Here is a 23,092-nt window from a genome sequence, read left to right as displayed (position 1 = left end):
TTTATACTCATGCTATCATTTTTACATCCGATAAGTACTGTTATGGGAATTAGAAGGCGATGGGTGCAAACAGAATTCGGGTGGCTAAGGATAAAGCGGATTTAGTCAAATCTTTAGTCGTCTCAGAAAGTTCCACGGGGCCTTTCCAAACCTATGCCGATGCGATAGTGTTTGCCGCCGCATTAGGGGCAAAGCGCAAAAAGCGATCGCCTTTGGGAACCATCTCCACCAAAGAAGTCTCACCCATTGCCTTAGAGGTATTTGTTTCCAGGGGATATGATCGCGTATTGAAGTTACTGGCGATCGCACAAACCAAAGAGGCGAAAATTCTCTCCCCCACGGATGACATCGCTGAGGAGAAACGCATCCATATTTTTGAAGAATATGCCAATGGGGGGCTGGATCTTTTGCGAGATGAGTTACGGGGAGCAGTAGATTATTCTGATCGATTGTTGCTGATTTTGAGTGCGGAAAGGTTTAAAAAAGAAACGCCTGAAGGGGATTTTGATTTGAGTCGGTTTTTATAACGGTTCGGTATTTATTGGTATTTCCTATGAGTTCTACTTCTCCTGCTAGATGCATTTAATTCAGCAAAAGCGAGATAGTAAAACCATTGAGATAAGAAAAGTACTCCATGAATAATCGACTCGGAAAAATTGTAATATTCGGCTTATTGCTGATGCTGCTATTTGCTCCTTTTGCCGGTTTTGCGCCTTTGATGCTCATCTTATTGGCATTTGGGATTTATTGGATGGTTGGCTCATTAGTAGAAGCTTTTTTTTCAGATGATGTTGCCCAAAAGAATGACAACGCTGGATTCGAGTCCTCAGGAGGCGAGTAATCATTTTGAAGATTTTTGAACCTTCCATCAAAAATTGACCTACCCATTGGAATAGCTGGATTTATTTCGAGGGATAGAGACAAAATTTATTCAAGATTTGAGATGTTGAGGAGAAATCGCAAAAATTTTTAACAATCACTCTCAAAATCATGCTTGGCATTAATCAAATTAAAACAGCAGCGTTGCTAGGACTGCTGAGTGGTCTGCTCGTGCTAGGGGGCTACTATCTAGTCGGGAATGAACAGGGTCTGTACATGGGTCTAGTGTTTGCAGCCCTCACCAGTTTTGGTTCGTGGTACTACTCGGATCGAGCCGCTTTAGCGACGTATAATGCACAGCCTATTGCTCGTCATGAGTCGCCAGAACTTTATGATACCGTCGCTTCTTTAAGCGATCGCGCAGGCATTCCCATGCCTAAACTATTCATCGTACCCACACAATCGCCGAATGCTTTTGCCACCGGTCGAGACCCAGAACATGCAACCGTAGCCGTCACTCAAGGCATTTTGGAGTTGCTCTCACAGGAAGAACTTGAGGGAGTTTTGGCTCATGAACTCACCCACATCCGTAACCACGATACCCTGACCCAAGCGGTTGCAGGGACTATCGCCGGAGCCATTACTTTCTTGGGAAGGATACTTACATTTGGCGCACTATATGGCCCCGTGACTCGGGATAATCGTCAAGGTGGCAATCCTTTGGGTATATTGTTTTTGATTGTGTTAGCTCCGATTGCGGCGGCGTTACTTCAGTTTGCTATTTCCCGGACTCGCGAATATTCAGCTGACTTGGGTTCGGCGGAAATCACAGGAAATCCCAGAGCACTCGCCACAGCGCTGGAGAAGCTTGAAGCTATGGGTCGGCAAATTCCGATGAATGGCAACCCTGCAATGTCCGCGCTACTGATTGTCAATCCGCTTTCCACCAAAGGTCTGCTGACATTGTTCCGGACTCATCCTCCTACGGAAGAGCGGATTCGTCGGCTTTTGGAATTGGCCAATCAAAAGCAGGGCACTCCAGTCCCCGCTTAATCCTTCAGAAATCCCTTAAATTATCCAATGTTTCTCAGCCCGGTAAAAATGCCGGGTTTTGTTGTTGCAAATAGTATTTTTATCCAAATTAGAGTGAAGTCTCGTACAATTGATTTCACCTATTAAAGTTGACTCAGGAGCTGATTTCATGCCAGCAGCCGTTGGAACGATTGAAACGTTAGGTTTTCCTGCTGTGTTAGCGGCAGCAGACGCGATGGTCAAAGCTGGTGCCGTCACATTGGTTTATTACGGCATAGCGGAAAGGGGTAACTTTATAGTAACTATTCGAGGGAAGATTTCTGAGGTCAATGTTGCTATTGCGGCAGGAATTGAAGCTGCCGAGAAAGTTTACGGGGGTCAAGTGATTGAGTACTACATCATTCCAAATCCTGATGAAAATGTTGTAACCGTTATGCCTATCGAATACACGCAAAAAGTTGAACAATTTCGCATGTTCTAACATCTTTATTACTTTCTAAAACATCAGAGTTCACCACGAATGACAACGCGCAAGCCCCACTGATAAGTTGAATTTTTCATTCAAGTGGGGTGAGCGGCGTCTAGCCATAAAAGCGTAGCAGATGCTCTATCAGACCCAGCGAACCTGGAACATCTTTTAGGAAAGCCAACTTAAGTAATACCGATTTTAGTTATTCCGAGGTGAAAAATACAGATTTTTCTCTGGCTACGTTAACGGGAATCTGTATCTTTAACTGGACAATTAAATCCCATAATCGATTTGTGAATGTTTATTGTGAATACCTTTATGGGGAACCGGGGTACCAGAATCGACAACCGGCTGAGGGAAGTTTTCAACCCGGTGAGTTGGAACGGCTACTAACTCAATTTACGAAGTGAATCTTGTAACTTGACTGACTTAAGTTACGCTTGAGGATGCAATGATTGAGAAAACTGATTTTGAGTATCAAAGCAGTCTCTAGCCAATCGTATGACAAACTCCGGTTCAAATGAAAGCCCCGCATTACTCTCTGTAGCTCAAGCTGTCGAGCTACTTGGCGTAACCCGTCAGCGAGTTCATGACTTAATTAAGAAGGGTCAGATTGTCGCTCGCAAACTTGGGCGTTACTACTACATAGATGCTGTTGAGATAGAGAGATACAAGAATCAACCTACTGGAAAACCCTATCAGCCACGTAGTACAACTGCTCAGCAAAATTCTATTGACAATTGACAATAGAATACATAAACTCAAGCTATACTAACGTACTAAAGGTTAAATGGATGTTCCCGTTTCAACTGATTGCTACTGATGTTGCAACTCAACAAGGACTGCGACAAGTTTACAAGAGTGAGCATGGCATCCTTTATCAAAGTTAAATAAGGGTAAAGTTTTCTACTTGGGAGTACCAAGGCAGTACCTAGAAAAACACCACGCAGCAGTCCAAGAACCATTTTATTGATTGCTCGATGGCTTGAGGAGATATTACCCGTTTCCCACTCAAGAGCAAAAAGATAGTTGTCAATGACTTTGGATAAAGCGATTGCCCCTTCTCCCCCACTTCACAACAGCGATCGCCCTTTGCTCAACTAACGCACAGTTTCCCGCAGCGCTTCGGCATCAATTCCTTTAGTCAGATAAATCCGCAGGAGATGACCGACAATTCTAAGTTGGTACGGTAACTTACGTAATGCCTTCACCCACTTGGGTTGAGTGCGATCAATTTCACTCATCTTCCAATTCAGATCGGAACAACGATGTAAGCGACGGAAAAAGTCTGGATGTTCCGTGTCGAGAACGGACGGGAAGGCGCGGAGTGATGTCTCATTCGTCTTGCGAATCACTTCAGCATCAAACTCAGTGGGATCGATTCCCAATACCTTATAAAAGCCAGTCCGTTCGTGAACGGTTAGCGTATGAGTAGCAAAGACAGTCAGCAGGAAAAAGCGACTCCACAACTTAGATTGCCAAGTCTGCCAGAGTTTGGGTTGCGATCGCAACAATGCTTTAAAGATATCCCCATGTCGATTTTCATCCTGACACCAGCTTTCAAAGTAGCGGAACAAGGGATAGAACTGATTCTCAGGATGCTTTTCCAGATGACGATAAATAATAATGTAACGCCAGTAGCCAATCTTCTCTGACAAATAGACCGTGTAAAGTACCCACTCAATCGGGAAGAATGTATAAACCCGATTCTTAGTCAGAAAAGCCAAATCCATCGTACAGCCAAAATCCCCCATCGCTTTGTTGAGGAAACCTGCATGGCGGGCTTCATCCCGTGCCATTAGGTTAAACATTTCAGCCAGTAGAGGACTGCGATCCTTTACTTTGCGAGAGAGTTCTTTAAACAGCAAAAAGCCGGAAAACTCGGACACGCAGGAGCGTTCTAGATAATCGATAAATGCCTGTCGCGCTTCTCCAGTAATGTGATCCCAAGATTGATTGAACGACTCATCCCGCACGAAGTGATGGCGGTTGTAGTCTGCCCGCATTTCTGCCAGCATCGCCTGCAACTCAGTATCCTGGGCAGACAAATCCATCTCTGCCGCCGTGTCAAAGTCCGTTGTGTAAAACCGGGGGGTGAGGATGTTTTCCTTGATAGCCTTTGTCTTGGCTGCCGATAAGTCCACAGTAGGCTTGGGCGGAGAATTAACCATCGTGTTCGCTCCTCGTAAACTCAATAACTATTAAGTTATAGTAATTGTCGCTTCTTGAACAGACCCTTCATTAGAAAAGTTAACAGACGTTCATTTACCGAGAATTTTGTTAAGTTATGAAAACTCTCATTCTTTTAATCATTTAATCGCCATAAAGTATTCAATGAGTCTTTCGGTTGTCTGAAGCGTACCTGCTCCATGATTGCACTGCCCACTGCCCAAACAGGTATTGCCAAGACAACCATTTCTTAGGAATGAGGTAATTTGACATGAGCCACGATCTAGCCAATCGCCTGCGAGAAGGTACGAAACAGTCTCACACCGCCGCAGAGAATACTGCTTACATGAAGTGTTTCCTCAAAGGGATTGTTGAACGAGAGCCATTCCGTAAGTTGCTTTTCAATCTTTATTTGGTCTATAGTGCGCTGGAAGAAGAGCTTCAACGGCACCAGACTCATCCAGTAATTGGGTCGATGTATTTTGCTGAACTTAACCGCACCTCGAATCTGGAAAAAGACTTGGCATTTTACTATGGCGACAACTGGCCCGAACAGATTACACCATTACCCGCCGGTCAGGTTTATGTTAATCGCATACATGAAATTGCTAATACCGACCCGGCGTTGCTGATTGCTCACGCTTACACTCGCTATATGGGTGATTTGTCTGGGGGACAAGCGTTGAAAAATATTGTGCGATCGGCCTTGAAATTACCTCCCGATCAGGGTACGGGATTGCATGAATTTGAGCAAATTCCCACTATAGAAGCCAAACGCGCATTTAAAGAGAAGTATCGTCAGGCGTTGAATTCTTTATCCGTTGATGAGGAAACAATTCAACGAATTGTAGACGAAGCTAATTATGCATTTCAACTGAATCGAGATGTGGTTCATGAGTTAGAAGATGATGTAAAAGCTGCCATTGGCGACCATGTATTTGATTTGCTCACTCGCCAGGAAATTCCAGGTGCAACCGAGCGTCCGCCTCACGGGTCTAAACAAGAGCCTGCAATGGAATACAGCATTTAGGAGTTTCGATTCCCCCCCAGCTCCTCCCTAAAGCTCCGGCTTGTTAAGGGGGGAGCTATCAGAGAATAGGTATAAAACTAAAACCCAATGGGTATAACCAGTCGTATTTTTTTTGATGCATTACTTCTCAGAATTTGTTATCAATTGTTCTATTTCAGATAAAGTCAAACCTGTTAATTGAGCTACCTGTTCTCTTGTCATTCCAGCGTCAAGTAAGTTGAGTGCCGTTTGTAGCAATTGCCCTTCTGCCTTGTCTGCTCGTTGTCGCTCTTGCTCTGCTCGTTGTCGCTCCTTTTCTTCAGGTGTTGTCAGCAATTCTCCTTCCCAGGTTGCCCAGCGTAACCAAGTCGCATCAATGCCTTTGTAATTTCCCTGCCAACGCTGCAATGCTAGTCCTAATGATTGACTCACTAACTGATTTTGAGCATTGGGTGTGATGGGTTGATAACGGCCTTGTTGAATTGAGAAACCGGCCCAATCATCCGGGTTAAAGGGGTCATACCAAAAATAGTCTGGTACGCGCATTTGATTTTGATAAATCAGCTTTTTGTTGTTTTTATCGGCGGCGGCAGTACTTTCAGAAAGCAACTCAATTACTACATCCGGTGCTTTTCCTTCTTCCCAAACGACCCAACTTTTTCGTTCACCTTTGGGGACTCCTAGCACGGCAAAAAAGTCTGGCCCTTTAAAGTCTTTGTTTCGTACCTGCGCCAGACTGTAATAGACAAACATATTGCCGCCGAAAAACCCATCTTCCCGTTGTTCCAACCAAGGAATTAGGGCATCAATCAGCAAGTCCATTTGGGCTTTATGCCGTGCACTTTCCATGGGGATACCATCATCATAGGGCAGCTCTGCCTGTGTGGGGGGGAGTTGGATATCGGGTGCTGCTAGGGTAGTTTCGGACATGGCTTTTCACCTGTTGTGTCGCCATTGCGGATGCTTCTATGGTAGTGGATGCTTGGAAAATGATGCTGTTGCTGTTTATTTTAATGGCTAATTGTAGTCAAAGATAGCAGACTTGTTCCTCCGCTGCCCTGCTTCGAGAGTTCCCCTGCTGTTTCTGATCTAAGCTGTTAGGCATCTAAACTGGGTACGACTAAAATGCCAAACCCTTACGCCTGAATCTTGACAGCGAATCCGAATAAGTGATTCAAAGGCTGAACAGCTTATGCCGTTTGAACGCAGCTTCCTATAATGTGCGATCGCCTCTGGATAGAGCCAGTTTGGTTTGGAGGGATTAATCGCTGGCTAATTTCTAGAGCAATATTTGCCCTCTCTATGATTAATGTCAGTGGGTAATTGCTATTAAAGCCTTGAGCGTGAGTTCAGGGGAATTGCCTCTGCTCTTGAACAAACAAGCAGCAGATTATCCCCTTGAATACAACTTCGTATAAATTACTTTTTGGGTGGTATTACAGGTTCCCATAAGTCTGGAAACCTGGGTTTTTTGTCACCTGAAACTTTAGTTTCTACCCACAACTCTTCATTCACTTTTTTATACCCTTTTACCTTGTCTCCATCAACCTTTTGCAACGATCCCCAAATCATCGCAGCCCATGAAGCAAGCAAAGCAAATGCGAAAAAGTCAATAATAGTCATTTGAGTTCTCCAGGAAATACAAAGAAGAATGTAACTGATTAAATAAAAAGCTATTTATGGAAGTGATACAGGATTAATTATCCATAAGTATAAATTGATATTTTTCGTGTAAAGCTGATTATTTAGAAGATAAAAGCCTTGTAATTACTGCAAGTGAACGCAACTATATTTGGCGGCATTGAGTATAGAAAACATGAAATATTTATCTAGAATTTAGTTTTACACCTTGCCTTGAGTTGCCGCAACCGAAGTTTGGGTAGTTAAGCTCCGAATTTAATTATTCATCTCATTAAATCCATCTAACTCTTACTCCATAAAGCCTCTAGCTATTTTCTTTGGTTAGACTTAAGTCTTAATTACCCTTAATATCGGGAAAAAATGCATATAAAACATTTCATTTATAATGTGTTTTAAATCAAAAAATCTTGCTGTAGAATATTCGGCATGGAGTTCAGTACTTAGTTACAAAATTCCATAGTCCCTGCTAAAAGTGTATCTACTTGGGCATGTGTTTATTGAGTTAAATTCAAAGGTATACAACTATTATTCATAGATTGGAATGCCTCGCGAATTAACTAGGTTTTATGCCTATACACGCTAGAATTAGTGCGATGCCTTATTTCTTATCCTAGATAAAGTGTTCCCTTGGGCTGTGCAAAGTACTCTTTTTTAAAAACCCTTGTTCTTCTTATTTTGTTGTACTTGGGTTAGAGTTTGGTTTTTGATGCTTAATCACTAAGCAGCGTGTATTCCAATTCTGTAAAACCTGATCTAGTACGGTAGGCATCTTGCCTGTTTTCTAAAAGATTTTGGCAAGAACGTACCCCACTTGTGTATTTACCTAACTACGAGATGAACCCAAATGCATTCACAAAAAAAGAGACGTAGACGTGGTGTAGTTCTCACACCCCAAGGATTAAAAAAACTTCAGACAGCAAAGTCGGAGGCGGAACGTCACGACAACAATGAAAGACGCTATACCCTGGAAGAATTAAATATTCGTACTGGCTTAGATCCAGATACCCTAATGAGAGTATTTACTGGTGAAACTGGCGTTGATAAACGAACTCTGGATCGCTGCTTCAGAGCGTTTAATTTATTGCTGGAACAAAGTGATTATGACCTGCCTACGATTCAGTTGGAGTCTGTTGAAGCGCAAGGAGGTACAATGGATCAAGCCTTACCAGATTGGGGTGAAGCACCGGAGTCGGGTATTTTTTATGGACGCACAAAAGAACTAGCAAATTTGACGCAATGGATTGTAGAGGAGCGCTGCCGATTAGTAACAATATTAGGCATAGGTGGCATGGGTAAGACGGCTCTATCGGTACAGTTAGCAGAACAGATTCAGGATAAATTCGAGTTTTTAATTTGGCGAAGTCTACGCCATGCTCCTCCCATTCAAGACATCCTCGCTCAGTTAATTCGATTCCTCTCAAATGCAAAGGAAACCGATTTATCAGACACAGTATATGCTAGAGTTTCCCAACTCATTCATTATTTACGAGTCCGCCGTTGTCTACTGTTATTTGATAATATCGAATCTATTCTACAAGGATGTAATCAGTCTAAAGAGTCATGCAACTATTCCCTTGGGCACTATCGCCAAGGTTATGAGGCTTATGGTGAACTTTTCAAAAGAGTGGGAGAAGCACGTCATCAAAGTTGCTTAATATTAATGAGTCGAGAAAAGCCGAAAGAAATTGGGCTACTGGAAGGAGAATCCTTATCGGTTCGCATCCTACAAGTGAAGGGATTGCAACTAGAAGCAGGACAAGAAATATTTAGAACAAAAGGTGCCTTCCGGGGAACGCTAGCCGAGTGGAATCAGCTCATAGAATACTATGCAGGCAATCCATTGGTGTTGAAAATCGTCTCTACGACGATTCACAAATTATTTGATGGTAATGTTTCTGAATTCTTAAAACAGAATACAGCCATTTTTGGCAACATCTGTAATCTTTTAGAACAACAATTTGAGCGATTATCAGATGCAGAAAAAGCCATTATCAAATGGATGGCTATACATCGCCACCCCACTTCATTTTCTCAACTGCGCGAATATCTCTCACCTCCTCTATCTCCACAAAAACTGCTAGAAGCACTAAATTCATTGGAGGAACGTTCATTGATTGATAAAAAGGCTGGTTGTTTCTTCACCCCACCAATGGTGATGGAATATGCCGCTCATCGATTCAGCGAAGCGCAAACTATGGGCGTTCAGACGCAACTCTCATCGGGTTACCCGTATCAAACACTAGCCGCTAATAGCTAATAGCGATAGCAACTGGCTCTAACTGGCGATCGCTTTTAAGCTGATGGCTGTTTGTAAGCTTGTGAAATTTGTTTACCAGTGAGTAAAGCGATCGCTTTTTGGGTGATACAGTCGGTAATCTCCCTTCAGTCTGACAGTCTTCTGCAAAGATACGATACCCTTGACTAGAATAGACTTCCTTGGTCAATCCAGCCATGACTGCAACCCCTGACTTCCTCAGCCACCTCAACCCCTCTCAACGTCGCGCCGTCGAACATTTCTGCGGCCCCTTGCTGGTGGTTGCTGGCGCGGGTTCTGGTAAGACGAGGGCATTAACCTATCGCATCGCCAATCTGATTCTCACCCACAAAGTCGATCCGGAAAACATCCTGGCGGTAACCTTCACCAACAAAGCGGCACGGGAGATGAAAACCCGGATTGAAACGATTTTTGCCCAGCAGATGGCGCAACGCAAACATGGGCAACGTCTGGAATTACTGCCCGAAGAAGAACAAACTCAGTTGCGATCGCGCGTCTACAAAAAATATATTAAACCGTTGTGGGTTGGTACCTTCCACAGCCTCTTTGCTCGGATTCTCCGCCTCGATATCAATAAATATCAAGACGAGCAAAAACATCAGTGGAACCGTAACTTCTCCATCTTTGATGAATCCGATGCTCAAAGTCTGGTGAAAAATATTGTCACCAAACAATTAAACTTGGATGACAAAAAATTTGACCCCCGCAAAGTCCGCTACGCCATCAGTAATGCCAAAAATCAGGGCTTATCTCCCCTAGATGCTGAGAAAGAACACTCTGGCTATAAAGGACGAGTGATTGCCGAAGTCTACCGCCATTACCAAAATCAACTCGCGAGCAATAACGCCCTCGACTTTGATGACTTGATTTTAGTCCCCGTTAAACTCTTTCAGCAAAATGAAACCGTCTTGGGCTATTGGCATCAGCAATTCCGTCATATTTTGGTGGATGAATACCAAGATACAAACCGGATTCAATATGACTTAATTCGCCTATTAAGCACGAATGGAGAGACACAGAAAAGTGCATGGAATTGGCAAGACCGCTCAATCTTTGTCGTGGGTGACGCTGATCAATCTATCTATTCCTTTAGAATGGCTGATTTTACCATATTATTGGAATTTCAGCAAAATTTTGGAGATGGATTACCCGATGAAGATACCCGCACGATGGTGAAATTGGAAGAAAATTATCGTTCCAGGGAAAACATTCTCCAAGCGGCTAATTCCCTGATTGAAAATAATACCCAGCGCATTGATAAAGTCCTAAGACCTACACGCGGATTAGGGGAACAGATTTATGTTCATAAAGCAGATGATGAAGTAGAAGAAGCGCATTTTGTGGTCAATCAAATCCGACGAATGGAGCAACAGTACCCAGAACTCAACTGGGGAAATTTTGCCATTCTTTACCGCACCAATGCCCAATCTCGACCCTTTGAAGATGCTCTAAGAGGTAAAGTTCCTTACATTATTGTGGGTGGGTTGAAGTTCTATGATCGCAAAGAAATTAAAGATTCTCTGGCTTATTTAAGAGCGATCGCCAACCCTGATGATACCGTCAGTCTCCTCCGTATTATTAACACCCCTCGACGGGGCATCGGTCAAGCGACAATTGACCGACTCATGGGAGCGGCTCAAGAATTGAATATATCGTTGTGGGAAATTCTCAGCGACCAAACTTCAGTAAATACTTTAGCCGGACGTTCAGCGAAGGGTGTCAACAGCTTTGCCGAAATCATACAGCGTTGGCAGCAGCAAGTCGAGCATCTTTCGGCGGCAGAAATTGTTAAGGGAATTATGGAAGAGTCGGGTTATATTGACGACTTGAAAAAACAGGGGACTGATGAAGCCGAAAATCGACTGGAAAACGTATCGGAACTTTATAACGCGGTTCTCCAATTTCAGGAAGAAAATGAAGATACCAGTTTAGAAGGTTTTTTGGCAAATGCTTCTCTGGCTTCTGACTTGGATGATTTAAAAGATGGGCAAAAATCTGTCTCTTTAATGACTCTTCACTCGGCTAAAGGGTTAGAATTTCCGGTTGTCTTTTTGGTAGGGTTAGAACAAGGGCTATTTCCCAATTATCGCTCAATGGATGACCCAGCTTCTTTGGAAGAAGAACGCCGCCTTTGTTATGTGGGGATTACTCGCGCTCAGGAACAGCTATTTCTCTCCCACGCCCGTGAGAGACGCCTGTATGGGAATCGAGAACCCGCTGTGCGATCGCAGTTTCTTGAGGAATTACCCAAAGAACTCGTCAGCAGCACTTTAGTGAAAGTTAAAAAGTCGAAGGTTGAAGCTTCAGAAAACAACCTGCAATCTTCAACTCAACTGAATCGGCAAACCTCCAAACGCTCAATTAAACAATCTCAAGAATGGACGGTTGGCGAGTTACTGATTCATGACACTTTTGGTACAGGCGAAGTCACCCATGTTTTTGGTTCGGGGAATAAAATCAGCATTGCTGTTAAATTTTCTGGTATTGGTCAGAAGATTCTCGACCCAACAAAGGCATCCTTGCAACGGGTACAATAAAGATTGTTAGGAATTGGGCAGAAATAACTGACCCGATTTAAAGCAACCAAACCTTATAAGGGCAATACATAAATTGTCTCTAAAAATAATCTGTATTCCCCTCGATTGAGAAAGGCTATAGGGAGTCTAAATCAATCGACTCCTAGAATGCACTTGGAACTCTGCTTATTTCACCTTGGTCTCAAAATTACTAAATATCTGCTGTATCGCCAAAGTATAGGACGTTACCCAAAGTGTTTGGTCAAAATCCACACGGGTTAGAATCGTCTCAAATAACAACTGCAATATCGATTCAACAAATTCTCCTTTGACCTCCACACTGGGAAAAACCATCTGGCACAAAGGCAGCAATTCCTGTTCCACTGCATCCAGACTCTTTTCCAGTACACACAGCCAGAGATAGCCTTGGAACATATTCAAATCACGCAGGATAGAGGCGGTAACCCCAGATTCGCTCAGGCTTCCCCGATAGCTTCGATAATGGGGGTACAATTCCACAGCTCGGTGGTAGACGGTTAACGCGATTTCTTCAGTCTGTGGTAGTAGTTGTTCCACGAGTGCCAGAGTCGGGGAATCCGGTGGATGCTTTGCCGCAGCAGCGCACACTCGCTGCCACGGAATGCAAACTTGCTCTTCAATAAACTTGAAGTAGGGGCTAAGCAAGACTTGCTCCGATAGGGTGAGTCGATTGAGAACTTGCTTGGTACTTAAGTGAAAGTGGGTGGAGAGAAAGCCACGACTGCGCTGATCCTGAGTCAATAGATGTTGTTCCTGAAGTTGAAGTAATTCAGGTTCCAGTTGCAGAGCCAACTGTTGAATATCGGGTAGCTCTATCGCCTGCCTCACCCATGGAGGCAGAGCTTCCCCTGTCTGGGGTTGGACATCTTGTGCCACGATTGGTAGCGACTGCTGCTGATAAATCTCCAGTACCTTCTCATACACTCGCACGGCTGACCGGGCGATGTTTCCAGCCTCCGATAGATTGACGACATTGGGAATGTAAGAAAACAGGATATTCGTTTTGATACCCGCTAACTCGCAACTGGTTTGAAGTAGACGCTGAAGCTTAGCAACGGTTTGAGTTCGCCCCTCTAGCGATGCCGCTTGAATCACCTCAGAGATATTGAATTGACCTTGATTTGCAGAGAAAATTGATAAATCGGGGACATAGCGCTGTGCCCAAAGCTTGACCAGGCCAGTGGCTGAAGTGTTCTGAAGCAGTGGAGTGGACTTAAGCAAGAGATTCTCTCCTAGGGCTATCGTAATCTTCAATCATCGGCGTCTATTTACAGTTTCAACCGTCATCTCCACTTTCCGGAGAGGCAATTAATCCAGCAAAGTTTTAGACCCAGAATTGATATAAATAGTAGCCAGGGTTAAACTCAGGATTAGAAGAGTGAAAAGGCAGACAATATAAGCCAGCGATAAATTATCTAAACCCGCCGCTTGAACTAACTTGGAAACATCGGGTTTGAACATGGCTGCTGCCATTCCTGTGTAATGCATTGAAAGCACCGCCCCACCCATAATGCACGCGGTAGCAAGTTTTAACCATCGACGCCCCACCCAAGCCTCTTCCCGAAATTGAATCGAGAGTTTTAAAGCCACGAACGATACGGCGATCGCAATCACAACCGAAAGCAAAAATAGACTGGGGTTGTAATGCACCATCGCAGGCATTTGCATGGCAGCCATACCTGTATAATGCATTAAGGCAATACCAATCCCCATGATGCTGCTACCGGCGAATAAAACCACTAAACTTGGCTTCGGACGACCGATGATAAATAGAGCCTGTGCAGATGCCAAAATAGCGGCAATCAGTGAAACGAAAACAATCCCCAGATTATAACTAATGAATAGTGGGATGGAAAAAGCCAGCATGGCAATAAAATGCATCGCCCAAATCCCAGTGCCCATAGCGATGGCTCCCCCCATTAGCCAGAATTTACGAGTCAATCCTCGGGCAAAAGTGACTCGACTGGAAAGCTCAAGCGCTGTATAAGAAGCCAGCACCGCAATGAAGGCGGAAAAGACGACAAGGTAAGGATTGTAAGTGGTATTCATCAGAATTTAAGGCGGATCTATTGTTAGTTGTCTGTGAAGATTTGCAGATTGGAGATAGCTCTTTTAGAGGATATGGAATAAACGCACTCTTCAACGTTCAACGTTCCCACGTTTCATCCTCAAAAGAGCCAATCTTGAAGCGACCGACCGATTGCTGCAAGTATTGAGCCACCTCCACTGTTTGTCGCAGTGAGCTGGAAACTTGAAGAGAAGAATCAGAGGTTTGTTGAGAGATTTGGGCAATTTCTTGCATCAAGGCCGTCACAATTTGAGAGGTTTGGGCTTGAGATACAGTGGCGTCGGAAATGGATTGTACTAATCCATCAATTTGATGTGAAACCTCAAATATTTCCTCTAAACTCTGTCTGACATCTAAAATCATTTCAGTACTATTAATCACTTGAGTTCTGCCCTCTTCCATCGCCTCGACCACTCCTTTGGTGTTCTGCTGAATCACTTCGAGGACTTGTTCGATTTCTTTGGTGGCACTCACCGATTGCTTCGCCAATTTGCCAATTTGATCGGCAACCACTCGGAAGCCTTCACCCTCTGCACCCGCACGGCTCGCTTCCAATCCCGCATTAATCGCCAATAAATTCGTTTTGAGAGAAATCTCCTGAACCAGAGTCACCACTTTGGCAATTTCTTGGGAGGACTCGTCCAAAACTTTGGCCTTATTCGTCGTTTCCACCACCCGTTCGCGCAAATTCACAATATTGTTGACGGTGCTATCGATCGCCTTGCCACCAGTTTGTGCAGCGGTGGAGGCGATGCGGGTAATGGCTGCCGCTTGGCGGGCATTCTCAGCCACAGCTTGAATCGAAGAAGTCATCGCCAGGATAGACTCTAAGCTTTGACTAATTTCATCGGCTTGCTTGAGTGCAGTCAGAGAGAGTTGCTCAACGGACTGTTCATCAACTTGGAGAGCCGAGTTGACTTGAATCGCGGTTTGTTGCACCTGCCAAACAATCTGCCGCAGATTCTCGATGATGGCATTAAAAAAGTCTGCAACTGTACCGATGGTGCCCTCTGTCACGTTGGCTCGGACGGTAAAGTCTCCATCCGCCGAAGCTTCGATATCCTGGAGCAGGGTAAGTACTTGGTGCTGAAGTTCTTCTTTTTGCTGACGTTGCTCAATTGAGGTTAGTTCGGCAACTTGGCGAGCCTGTTCAACCTGGGCAAACTCGATCGCTTTCTGCCGTCCCAGTTCTGCCTCTTGCCGTGCGCGTTTTAACTGTTCGATTAGATGCGCTTGCTGGAGAGCCAGATTGCTCTGAGCCTGTGCCTGCTGGAAGAGGGCGATTTCCTGTGGCTGCCAGTTCCGGGGTTCAGAGCACTGCTGCACACATAATAAACCCAAGAGATTGTTCCCTAAAAACAAGGGTGCAATCATAGTAGCCTTGACTTGAAGATGTTGGAGAATATCAAAGCGAACAACCGTATTACTACCGTCATAGATGTCATTGCAAATGACAACCTGTCCCGTTTTGAATTGCTCGATGTCCCGTGTTTCTAATAGGTCATAGCTGACTAGATCGATCGCATTCATCCAACCGGATACCACCGATTCTGCTGTGACAGTTCCATTTCGGTAGTTTTCTTGGAAAGAATAGACCAGCACACGCTCTACTTGTAGAAGGTCGCGAACACCATTCACAACGGTGTTGAGGATATCTTGAACGTCGAGGGATTTATACAGGCGGCTGGTAAATTCGGCAAAGGCTTGGGAGCGTTCGGCTTCAGCTTTTTGATAACGAGCCTGTTGTTCCAGAACTCTTTCATTTAAAACAATGCTGTCGGCTAATTCATTAAACGTATGAGCGAGTTGTCCAACTTCATCGTTCGTCAAAGCCTTGGCACGCACTTGGCGATCGCCCCTGGCAAATCTTTGGGTCGTTTGCTGTAACCGCTTGATCGGTTGGGCAATGGTTCGTCCCAGTAACACCGCTAACCCCACATCCACCGCTAATGTCAGGGCGGACACGGCTAGCTGGAGTAGTAGGCTATCGCCAAGGAGTTTATTTAAGGCGTTTTCTTCGGTTCCCCGAACCAACACCGCAACAGGCTTGCCGTTGACATCGCTGAGGGCTTTAGCCGCTACCGTATAGCTTTGTGTTCCTGCAACGGCTCGTCCAGTCACCACTTGGTTCGGAGCGGCAACGGCTTTCTCTAGCACAGAGGGATCGAACAGGGGAACATTCGGTTTGGCTTGCGCCACATCTTTGGCGATACCTTGATCTAAAGCCGTCGCTAAGGCGAATTTCCCAGAAGGCTGGCGGGCATAAACCGCACTGTAGCCCCCGCCAAACGCTTTCACCGTGTTTTCCACCATCGACAACTTCCCATTCACAACGTCACCGGAAACCAGGGTTCCCACCACGCTGCCCGTTTTTGGGTCTTTCACGGGTGTGATTGTGTAACGGATGAGTGCATCTTGGTTGGCTAAACCCTGAGCCAGGGGCGGTGACTCTTTCGATAAGTCCGATCCACTAATAATTTGACTGGCTTGAAGCGGCTGAGAATTGCTCAGGACTTGACTGACTAGGTTGTTTGGATCAAAGGTTTCCCCAGTCCGATCCGCATTGGCATTGACAATAATCCGCCGATCTTTGCCCACTAACGTTGCATATTCGATGTTGCTCGCCTGAGCTTCATTTTTCAAAATCTGCTTGATTTGACCCCGAAGTTCTGGAGTCAAGGGTTGATTTTGAGCATGAGCGATCGCGGCTGTAATAATTGCGGCATTGTCGGATTGAGCGCGGAAGCTAGACTCCATTTGGTTGATTTTAAAGTCGTAGTTGATCTGGGCAACCGCCAATTCCGACTCCGCTTGCCGAACCAATTGAGTGCGCCCCGCTGCCACAATCAATACAGCCCCCACACCCACCAGTCCGACAATTGAGATCACCTCAGAGGTAAACAAACCGGTGAGTTGCTTACCCCTAACAGGTAAGTTTTCAAACCATTTTAGAGATAAAGATTTGTGCTTTTTGGAGTAAGAAAGATTAGGTGAACTCGTTGACGCTACAGATGGCAATTCTATTCCTGTCATGATTTATATTTTTGAGAGTAACGCCTTGAAATTAATTCTCTATCTAGATTTTTTGATAAGACTCAATTCTTTTGTCCCTGCCAAGTAGGAATGTGCCTAATGATCACGCTCCAAGAAAGCAAAGCTCAACACACCGTTTCAGACATCGTCAAATGCCTGAATGAAGTGACTAAGATAACCATTCCACTCAGAAGTTCAGGAGCCAAATCAGTGACAGAAGTGTCTTTTAGATGCCCTGGTTAATTCCTGAGTAGGGTTTGATTTATCCTCGTAATTTTGAACAGACGTAAAACTTGAGTTAGGTAGAGAGATAGAATCGCGGTTTTGATAGCGAAGCCGCTTTGCCAGAACTACTTCTTTGTTTGGCGATATGTGAACTTTTTTCCCGAAGAGAAAACTATCACTCTCTGTTTTACTATCGCCCATTCAAAATTGAGTGCTTCATGCAATCGCTAGCGCATCCAATCGGCTACTGGTAGAGATGGTAAACTCTCACCTGTTGTCTTGACTAACAGCAAGTTCTGCCAAAATGGATTAGCAAGTACTTTGAGTCTTGTGGAGATGCACTCACACTGTAAGTCTGATGCAGATGCCCTTAAGCCTTATTATCCGTAATTCTACGGACTTGAACAGCGAGTCTTGATTCAGTGGCTCTACGTAATCTCCACAATAATTTAATTTCTGATTCAGCCGCTACGTAATTTTACTGAATTGTTCTACGCACAATGGCTGGATCAAGAAGCGCTGTATCTCAACGGATACAGCAAGGGACTGAACTCAATATGGCTTAAATTGAGAATTCCTCCTTAAGTTGAGGACAAAGCACCTAAAATTTATAGCGTTTCACTCCATAGCGGATTGGAGCGTTAAGGTTGAATCAGAACCTTCTGGCAGAAAGAGTCATGTCTCACCCATTATGGCAGGGAGTTTATCAATTGTGGCGGTATTCATCTCCCTGCTTGATAGTTTAGCGATGCCTCTGGATGCAATCTCTCGTCCCTAAGATATAAACGGAGGTTGGGTCAAGAATAGGGCTGATGGGTTCAGCAAGGCTACCGCAGCCATGAGCAATCTGCTCATTTCGGAGTTAAACCGAACGATGGAACCTAAATAAAGGTTTTGACCTACCCAAACCTTCACCAAAATTAATACTTTCTATAAAAATAAAACTACGCCAACAAACCTCTCCTCACAATCCTATTGTTGCATCGGCGTAAAGAGAAATATGATGTGGCTGTGAACCGATTTCTACTAATTTGGCGTTGTTAGTTGATAAAGTATTGTTAAGAGCAGAAAATGAATCCAACTGAGCGTAAAACTGAAAATAAAACAGAATTTCCAGGGACTTCTAGTGGTGTGATTCGCCTCAAACCCCAACAATTTATTCACATTCTCGACAACAACACAGGTGTCACTCGGCTGGAGGTTGGCCCTCAAACCATTACTTTGCGTGACCATGAACGGCTGATTTTAAAACCAGAACCGATGATTGTGGTGCCGCCTCGGTATTATTGTATCGTTGAGAATCCGGTGCTTCGGGATGAGTCAGGTCAACCGATCGCAGATGAGCATGGTCAGATTAAACTGTGCTATGGCGATCGCGAAATTCGCTTTGCTCAAGAGCCTTTTCCCCTCTATCCAGACGAAGAACTAATCGGAGAGATTACCCAACTCCAAGTCGTTGAAAGAAATCAAGCTTTACGTCTCAAGGCGATCCGAGATTTCACCCATACCCTCACCCCCCCTGATCTAGGGAGTGATGGACAAACCCAGACTCAAACCATTAACCGTTTAGCTGGGGATGAGTGGTTATTTGAAGGGCCAGGAACTTATATTCCCCGTGTGGAAGTAGAAGTCGTAGAGACGGTTACCACGAGGGTGATTAAACCCAACCAAGCCTTACGGCTACTGGCACGTCAAAATTGTATTGATCGCCAAGGCAATAGACGCCGAGCGGGTGAAGAATGGTTGGTGAGGGAAGAAGGAGCCTATTTACCTGGGGTTGATGAAGAAATTGTTGGCATTATTAATGCTTACGTATTAACCGAACGCAAAGCCTTGCATCTTCGAGCCAAACGCACATTTCAGGATATTTTTAGTCGGCAACGTAAAGCCGGAGATGAATGGTTAGTCACATTTGAAGATACAGAGATACACATTCCGGATGTTTATGAACAGGTAGTGGGAGAAGTCGAAATTACCACCTTGAGCGATCGCGAATGGTGTATTGTGGTTAATCCCATCGATGCATCCGGCAAACCTCAACTCGGAATGCGAGAAGTTCGTCAGGGGAGAACCTCATTTTTCTTGCATCCGGGTGAGTTTCTGGAAAATGGCATTCAAAAGGTCTATGTTTTGGGTGAGCAGGAAGCCCTTTTACTGCGAGCCAGAGAAGCGTTCAACGAAGGTGATGGTGAGCAGCTCATCGAGCATCACCCAGGCGACTTGTGGATGATTACAGGGCCAATAGATTATATTCCTCGTGTGGAAGTGGAAGTGGTTGAGAGACGTAAAGCCATTCCTTTAGATAAGAATGAAGGAATTTATGTGCGGGACATTCAAACAGGGGAACTCAAATTAGTGAGTGGCCCAATGGCTTATATGCTTAGTCCCTATGAAGAACTTTGGGAAAAACAACTTTCACCGATAGTTGAGGAACTGATCACGCAAAAAAACGACCCCTTGGCGAATCGACATCGCCATCTGACTGGGGGCAATGAGTCCAATCAAACACCAGGAATTAATCCATCTATCTCTGAACGAGATAAAACCAGAGCGGTTGTTTTTCATGTTCCTCAAAATGCCGCCGTGCAAATTCATGACTATAAAGATCGCACAGCACGAACCGTATTTGGTCCGGACTTGGTAATGCTTGGGCCAGATGAAGCGTTTACGGTGTTGAGTTTATCAGGGAGCAAACCGAAGCGACCCAATGTGATTAAATCTCTAGCCTTATTATTAGGCCCGGACTTTATGACGGATATCTTCACGGTGGAGACTTCCGATCATGCCAGACTTCAAATTCAACTGTCGTATAACTGGTACTTTGATGTAGATCGGCACGATGAACAAGCGGCGATCAAGATGTTTCAAGTACCTGATTTTGTCGGGGATGCTTGTAAGGCGATCGCCTCTCGTGTGCGGGGTGCTGTAGCGGGTGAAAAATTTGATGAATTTCATCGCAACTCGGCTCGGATTATTCGTCAAGCGGTGTTTGGGATAGATGAAGAAGGTCGGATTCGAGATGAATTCCGAATTAGAACGAATAATCTGGTGATTACCAACATTGACATTCAATCGGTGGAGCCAGTTGATGAACGCACGTTAGAAAGTTTACAAAAGTCGGTACAAATTGCCATTCAAATTACCACAGATGCTCAAGAAGCTGCCGCACGGCAGGATGCAGAACGCATTGAGCAAGCCGCAAAAGCCAGACTGGAGAGGCAAGTCATTGTTGATCGGGGTGCGGCAGAAGCTGAGCGTAAAAAATTGCTAGAATTGCAAGCTGAAAACGCGGCGATCGAGGCAACCGGTCAAGCGACAGCAGAAGCCAGGGCAAAGGCTCAAGCGGCTCGAATTCAAGGCGAAATCACGGTAAATTCAGCCCAGCAAGAAGCAGAGGCGACTCGAATTCGGGATGAAGCCAAGTTAGCCCAACTTAGAGCACGTCAAGAAGCGGAATTAACGCATCAACAAGCACTCAGTGCCTTAGAAATAGAAAAAGCAACAGCGATGTCCCAAATTAACAGTGCTGAATTTCGGCAAAGAATTGAAGCGATGGGTTCAGAAACGATTAAAGCGATTGCTCAAGCGGGTCCGGAAATGCAAGCTAGACTTTTAGAAGCGCTGGGTATTCAAAGCGTTTTAATTACTGATGGGAGAAATCCGATCAACCTCTTCAGTACAGCCAATGGTTTAATTAGTCCTCTGACTTCTGGATTACCGTCTGATTCACAAAGACTGCCAACAATGGAGGATTAACTGTTCTGCTGCTGTGAATGGGTGATCTCCTAGATTTGTAGGGTGTGTCGCGACGCACCCTGGGGTTTGGGAAAGAAAATCACTGGGCACAAAACGATAAATAGTAGAGGTAACCAAGGCAATATGCCAAGGCACAATCATTCGAGAATGAGCGTCTTAAATGCTGACATAACGAGGCAGCAAAACAGCCTCCAACCTGTCCAAAACAGTATTTCCCCAGCCTTTTATGAGCTATTGACACGGTGCTTATGACTTACAAAAAGGTTTCCCAACTTCTGATTTTCTTTGGTATGGCTTTGTTTCTAGCCCTAGCTGTTCCTCCCATCTGGAGCAAACTAGCACAGATAAAACCTGAATCTAACGTACTCAATTCTCCTCCGGCTGTAACATCCACTCAAGCCGCTACCTTACCCAAGACCATGATGACTAATCGCTCATTAGGCATAGGAATCAATGGGTTTAGTGACTATTCAACACAGATTCCTTTTTTAGACGCCTTCCGCACAGCTAGACCTTGGTACACAATCTGTGGTGATGAAGATCCAGCTTGTCAGGAACAAGGGAACAACAACGCAGAAGTCAAACTCGACTTAGATGAGAATGGTTGGGTTAAGTCTTTGCCGAAGCCAGGAACGGGAGCAAGTTATACCCGTGTTGCCACCTTACTCTACAGAGAAATTCCGGGGGCGTTTCCCACGGGTAAGTATGTCGTTTTGTACGACGGAGAAGGGAAAATTATTTACGAATTTGAATCGAAAAAAATTGAAGAGGAATCCAGGCCAGGGAGAGATGTAATTAATGTGACGGGAGGAGGCGCAGGAATTTGTCTTCATATCCTTGAAACAGACCCGAATAAAACGGGTAATTATATTCGGAACATCCGAGTTGTCCCGGAGCAATACGAGAAAACATTTACTACTCAAATATTTAATCCTGATTGGATAGAGAAAGTCAAAGGTTTTCAAACGTTGCGTTTCATGGATTGGATGGAGACGAATAACTCGCCTCAGAAGGAATGGGAAGATCGACCGAAGCTCACAAATGCTACCTGGCAAGGTAAAGGTGCACCTGTAGAAGTCATGGTAACGTTAGCCAATCGACTCAAAACTGATGCTTGGTTTAATATGCCACATTTGGCAACAGATGATTACATCCGAAAATTTGCCCAATATGTAAAAGAGCATCTCGATCCACAATTGAAGGCTTATGTAGAGTATTCCAATGAAGTGTGGAACTGGCAGTTTCAACAAGCTCATTATGCGAGTGAACAGGGTAAAGCTAAATGGGGACAAGATTTAGGTGATGCTTGGATGCAATTCAGTGGCATGAAGGCAGCACAAGTATGCGATATCTGGAAAAAAGAAGTCTTTAAGGAAGCTTCCAATCGCGTGTTTTGTGTCATTGGCACTCAAACGGCGTGGAAAGGATTAGAAGAACCTCTTTTGAATGCACCAAAGTGGGTGGCAGAAGGAAACGAACCACCTTACAAACATGGCATTGATGGATTAGCGGTGACTGGCTACTTCTCAGGAGGCTTGGGCAAACAAGAGAATCTAGATACAGTACTGAGCTGGCGCTCTGATCCCGATGGTGGATTTGGTAAAGCCTTTAAACAACTTCGGGAAGGTGGCTTGCTCAAAGACGGCGATACAGTGCCAGATATTATCAGTTTGTTTGAATACCATTCTAAGGTGGCAAAGGAAAAAGGATTAAAGATGGTTGCCTATGAAGGAGGTACCCATATTGTAGGAATGGGAGGAGCGGAAAATAATGACCAATTAACCGAATTTTTGATTGCTATTAATAAGCATCCAGAGATGTATAACACCTACACCATGCTATTAAATGGTTGGAAGAAAAATGGCGGTACTCTCTTTAACCATTTTGTAGATGTAAGCAAGCCCAGCAAATGGGGCAGTTGGGGAGCATTAACATCTCTCAATGAGAAGGGTTCACCGAGGTACAATGCTTTGATTGATTTTATGAAGAACAATCCGACATGGTGGCCTAGGGAATAGCTTAGGGAACAGAGAATAGCGGG

The 23,092-nt window shown here is 44.6% G+C and carries 18 protein-coding genes and 1 pseudogene; 11 read left to right on the top strand and 8 right to left on the bottom strand.

Translation table 11 applies throughout. The annotated features are described in order from the left end of the window. Positions 1 to 59: 59 nt before the first annotated feature. The 6 genes from MIC7113_RS07770 (at position 60) to MIC7113_RS07745 (ending at position 3,064) form a co-directional block, all read left to right on the top strand. Complete coding sequence (locus tag MIC7113_RS07770) at positions 60 to 527, top strand: DNA phosphorothioation-associated protein 4 (RefSeq protein WP_015181624.1); 468 nt, start codon at positions 60 to 62, stop codon at positions 525 to 527. Positions 528 to 634: 107 nt separating this feature from the next. Then, complete coding sequence (locus MIC7113_RS07765) at positions 635 to 841, top strand: hypothetical protein (RefSeq protein WP_015181623.1); 207 nt, start codon at positions 635 to 637, stop codon at positions 839 to 841. Between the two features lie 149 nt (positions 842 to 990). Continuing rightward, positions 991 to 1,872, top strand: a complete 882-nt coding sequence (locus MIC7113_RS07760; protein ID WP_015181622.1) for a M48 family metalloprotease — start codon at positions 991 to 993, stop codon at positions 1,870 to 1,872. A gap of 148 nt (positions 1,873 to 2,020) precedes the next feature. Further along, on the top strand, positions 2,021 to 2,332 hold the full coding sequence (locus tag MIC7113_RS07755) for a BMC domain-containing protein (protein ID WP_015181621.1): 312 nt from the start codon (positions 2,021 to 2,023) through the stop codon (positions 2,330 to 2,332). 128 nt (positions 2,333 to 2,460) lie between these two features. Next, the gene (locus tag MIC7113_RS39190) at positions 2,461 to 2,730 is read left to right on the top strand and encodes a pentapeptide repeat-containing protein (RefSeq protein WP_081594640.1); all 270 of its coding nucleotides are present in this window, start codon (positions 2,461 to 2,463) and stop codon (positions 2,728 to 2,730) included. A gap of 91 nt (positions 2,731 to 2,821) precedes the next feature. Continuing rightward, entirely contained in the window at positions 2,822 to 3,064 is a 243-nt protein-coding gene (locus MIC7113_RS07745; RefSeq protein WP_041779940.1) for a helix-turn-helix domain-containing protein, read from the top strand. 140 nt (positions 3,065 to 3,204) lie between these two features. On the opposite strand, the pseudogene MIC7113_RS38920 reads toward MIC7113_RS07745, so the two are convergent. Together MIC7113_RS38920 and acsF are read right to left on the bottom strand one after the other, a co-directional pair. Next, positions 3,205 to 3,381, bottom strand: a pseudogene (locus tag MIC7113_RS38920) (restriction endonuclease); the annotation flags it as partial. Between the two features lie 39 nt (positions 3,382 to 3,420). Beyond that, the gene (gene acsF, locus MIC7113_RS07740; protein WP_015181619.1) at positions 3,421 to 4,491 is read right to left on the bottom strand and encodes a magnesium-protoporphyrin IX monomethyl ester (oxidative) cyclase; all 1,071 of its coding nucleotides are present in this window, start codon (positions 4,489 to 4,491) and stop codon (positions 3,421 to 3,423) included. A gap of 269 nt (positions 4,492 to 4,760) precedes the next feature. Between acsF and MIC7113_RS07735 the strand changes: the two genes are divergently transcribed. Then, a complete protein-coding gene (locus MIC7113_RS07735; RefSeq protein ID WP_015181618.1) occupies positions 4,761 to 5,519 on the top strand; it encodes a biliverdin-producing heme oxygenase in 759 nt (252 codons plus the stop codon). A 120-nt stretch (positions 5,520 to 5,639) separates the two neighbouring features. On the opposite strand, the gene MIC7113_RS07730 is transcribed toward MIC7113_RS07735, so the two are convergent. Together MIC7113_RS07730 and MIC7113_RS07725 are read right to left on the bottom strand one after the other, a co-directional pair. Next, complete coding sequence (locus tag MIC7113_RS07730) at positions 5,640 to 6,428, bottom strand: Uma2 family endonuclease (RefSeq protein ID WP_015181617.1); 789 nt, start codon at positions 6,426 to 6,428, stop codon at positions 5,640 to 5,642. A gap of 489 nt (positions 6,429 to 6,917) precedes the next feature. Beyond that, on the bottom strand, positions 6,918 to 7,121 hold the full coding sequence (locus MIC7113_RS07725) for a hypothetical protein (protein ID WP_015181616.1): 204 nt from the start codon (positions 7,119 to 7,121) through the stop codon (positions 6,918 to 6,920). 862 nt (positions 7,122 to 7,983) lie between these two features. On the opposite strand from MIC7113_RS07725, the gene MIC7113_RS07720 reads away from it, so the two are divergent. After that, a complete protein-coding gene (locus tag MIC7113_RS07720) occupies positions 7,984 to 9,396 on the top strand; it encodes an NB-ARC domain-containing protein (RefSeq protein WP_015181615.1) in 1,413 nt (470 codons plus the stop codon). Here MIC7113_RS07720 and MIC7113_RS07715 read toward each other — a convergent pair. Continuing rightward, positions 9,386 to 9,592 carry a hypothetical protein gene (locus tag MIC7113_RS07715; RefSeq protein ID WP_041779939.1) on the bottom strand — a complete coding sequence of 69 codons (207 nt, stop codon included), beginning with the start codon at positions 9,590 to 9,592 and terminating at the stop codon, positions 9,386 to 9,388. The genes MIC7113_RS07720 and MIC7113_RS07715 overlap by 11 nt on opposite strands. Between MIC7113_RS07715 and pcrA the strand changes: the two genes are divergently transcribed. Next, entirely contained in the window at positions 9,591 to 11,951 is a 2,361-nt protein-coding gene (gene pcrA, locus MIC7113_RS07710) for a DNA helicase PcrA (protein WP_015181614.1), read from the top strand. The genes MIC7113_RS07715 and pcrA overlap by 2 nt on opposite strands. Positions 11,952 to 12,116: 165 nt before the next feature. Here the strand turns inward: pcrA and MIC7113_RS07705 are convergent, their stop codons facing one another. From MIC7113_RS07705 to MIC7113_RS07695, 3 genes are all read right to left on the bottom strand, one after another. Beyond that, positions 12,117 to 13,190 (bottom strand): hypothetical protein, encoded by a 1,074-nt coding sequence (locus MIC7113_RS07705; protein ID WP_015181613.1) that lies wholly within the window; start codon positions 13,188 to 13,190, stop codon positions 12,117 to 12,119. An 87-nt stretch (positions 13,191 to 13,277) separates the two neighbouring features. Beyond that, the gene (locus MIC7113_RS07700; RefSeq protein WP_015181612.1) at positions 13,278 to 14,018 is read right to left on the bottom strand and encodes an MHYT domain-containing protein; all 741 of its coding nucleotides are present in this window, start codon (positions 14,016 to 14,018) and stop codon (positions 13,278 to 13,280) included. Positions 14,019 to 14,115: 97 nt separating this feature from the next. Continuing rightward, complete coding sequence (locus MIC7113_RS07695) at positions 14,116 to 17,070, bottom strand: methyl-accepting chemotaxis protein (RefSeq protein ID WP_015181611.1); 2,955 nt, start codon at positions 17,068 to 17,070, stop codon at positions 14,116 to 14,118. Between the two features lie 1,296 nt (positions 17,071 to 18,366). Here MIC7113_RS07695 and MIC7113_RS07690 point away from each other — a divergent pair. Both MIC7113_RS07690 and MIC7113_RS07685 read left to right on the top strand, forming a co-directional pair. Next, positions 18,367 to 21,051, top strand: a complete 2,685-nt coding sequence (locus tag MIC7113_RS07690) for a colicin transporter (protein ID WP_015181609.1) — start codon at positions 18,367 to 18,369, stop codon at positions 21,049 to 21,051. A gap of 248 nt (positions 21,052 to 21,299) precedes the next feature. Continuing rightward, a complete protein-coding gene (locus MIC7113_RS07685) occupies positions 21,300 to 23,069 on the top strand; it encodes a hypothetical protein (RefSeq protein WP_015181608.1) in 1,770 nt (589 codons plus the stop codon). Positions 23,070 to 23,092: the final 23 nt, after the last annotated feature.

Source organism: Allocoleopsis franciscana PCC 7113, from assembly GCF_000317515.1.
GTDB lineage: Bacteria > Cyanobacteriota > Cyanobacteriia > Cyanobacteriales > Coleofasciculaceae > Allocoleopsis > Allocoleopsis franciscana.
Note: the sequence above shows the minus strand (reverse complement) of the source record. Positions and strands in the feature narration are given on the sequence as shown.

Excerpts from the sequence above, each read along its gene's own strand:
- MIC7113_RS07770 (WP_015181624.1), top strand. The coding sequence starts at position 60 with ATGGGTGCAAACAGAATTCGGGTGGCTAAGGATAAAGCGGATTTAGTC.
- MIC7113_RS07765 (WP_015181623.1), top strand. The coding sequence starts at position 635 with ATGAATAATCGACTCGGAAAAATTGTAATATTCGGCTTATTGCTGATG.
- MIC7113_RS07760 (WP_015181622.1), top strand. The coding sequence starts at position 991 with ATGCTTGGCATTAATCAAATTAAAACAGCAGCGTTGCTAGGACTGCTG.
- MIC7113_RS07755 (WP_015181621.1), top strand. The coding sequence starts at position 2,021 with ATGCCAGCAGCCGTTGGAACGATTGAAACGTTAGGTTTTCCTGCTGTG.
- MIC7113_RS07745 (WP_041779940.1), top strand. The coding sequence starts at position 2,822 with ATGACAAACTCCGGTTCAAATGAAAGCCCCGCATTACTCTCTGTAGCT.
- acsF (WP_015181619.1), bottom strand. The coding sequence starts at position 4,491 with ATGGTTAATTCTCCGCCCAAGCCTACTGTGGACTTATCGGCAGCCAAG.
- MIC7113_RS07735 (WP_015181618.1), top strand. The coding sequence starts at position 4,761 with ATGAGCCACGATCTAGCCAATCGCCTGCGAGAAGGTACGAAACAGTCT.
- MIC7113_RS07730 (WP_015181617.1), bottom strand. The coding sequence starts at position 6,428 with ATGTCCGAAACTACCCTAGCAGCACCCGATATCCAACTCCCCCCCACA.
- MIC7113_RS07725 (WP_015181616.1), bottom strand. The coding sequence starts at position 7,121 with ATGACTATTATTGACTTTTTCGCATTTGCTTTGCTTGCTTCATGGGCT.
- MIC7113_RS07720 (WP_015181615.1), top strand. The coding sequence starts at position 7,984 with ATGCATTCACAAAAAAAGAGACGTAGACGTGGTGTAGTTCTCACACCC.
- pcrA (WP_015181614.1), top strand. The coding sequence starts at position 9,591 with ATGACTGCAACCCCTGACTTCCTCAGCCACCTCAACCCCTCTCAACGT.
- MIC7113_RS07715 (WP_041779939.1), bottom strand. The coding sequence starts at position 9,592 with ATGGCTGGATTGACCAAGGAAGTCTATTCTAGTCAAGGGTATCGTATC.
- MIC7113_RS07700 (WP_015181612.1), bottom strand. The coding sequence starts at position 14,018 with ATGAATACCACTTACAATCCTTACCTTGTCGTCTTTTCCGCCTTCATT.
- MIC7113_RS07695 (WP_015181611.1), bottom strand. The coding sequence starts at position 17,070 with ATGACAGGAATAGAATTGCCATCTGTAGCGTCAACGAGTTCACCTAAT.
- MIC7113_RS07690 (WP_015181609.1), top strand. The coding sequence starts at position 18,367 with ATGAATCCAACTGAGCGTAAAACTGAAAATAAAACAGAATTTCCAGGG.
- MIC7113_RS07685 (WP_015181608.1), top strand. The coding sequence starts at position 21,300 with ATGACTTACAAAAAGGTTTCCCAACTTCTGATTTTCTTTGGTATGGCT.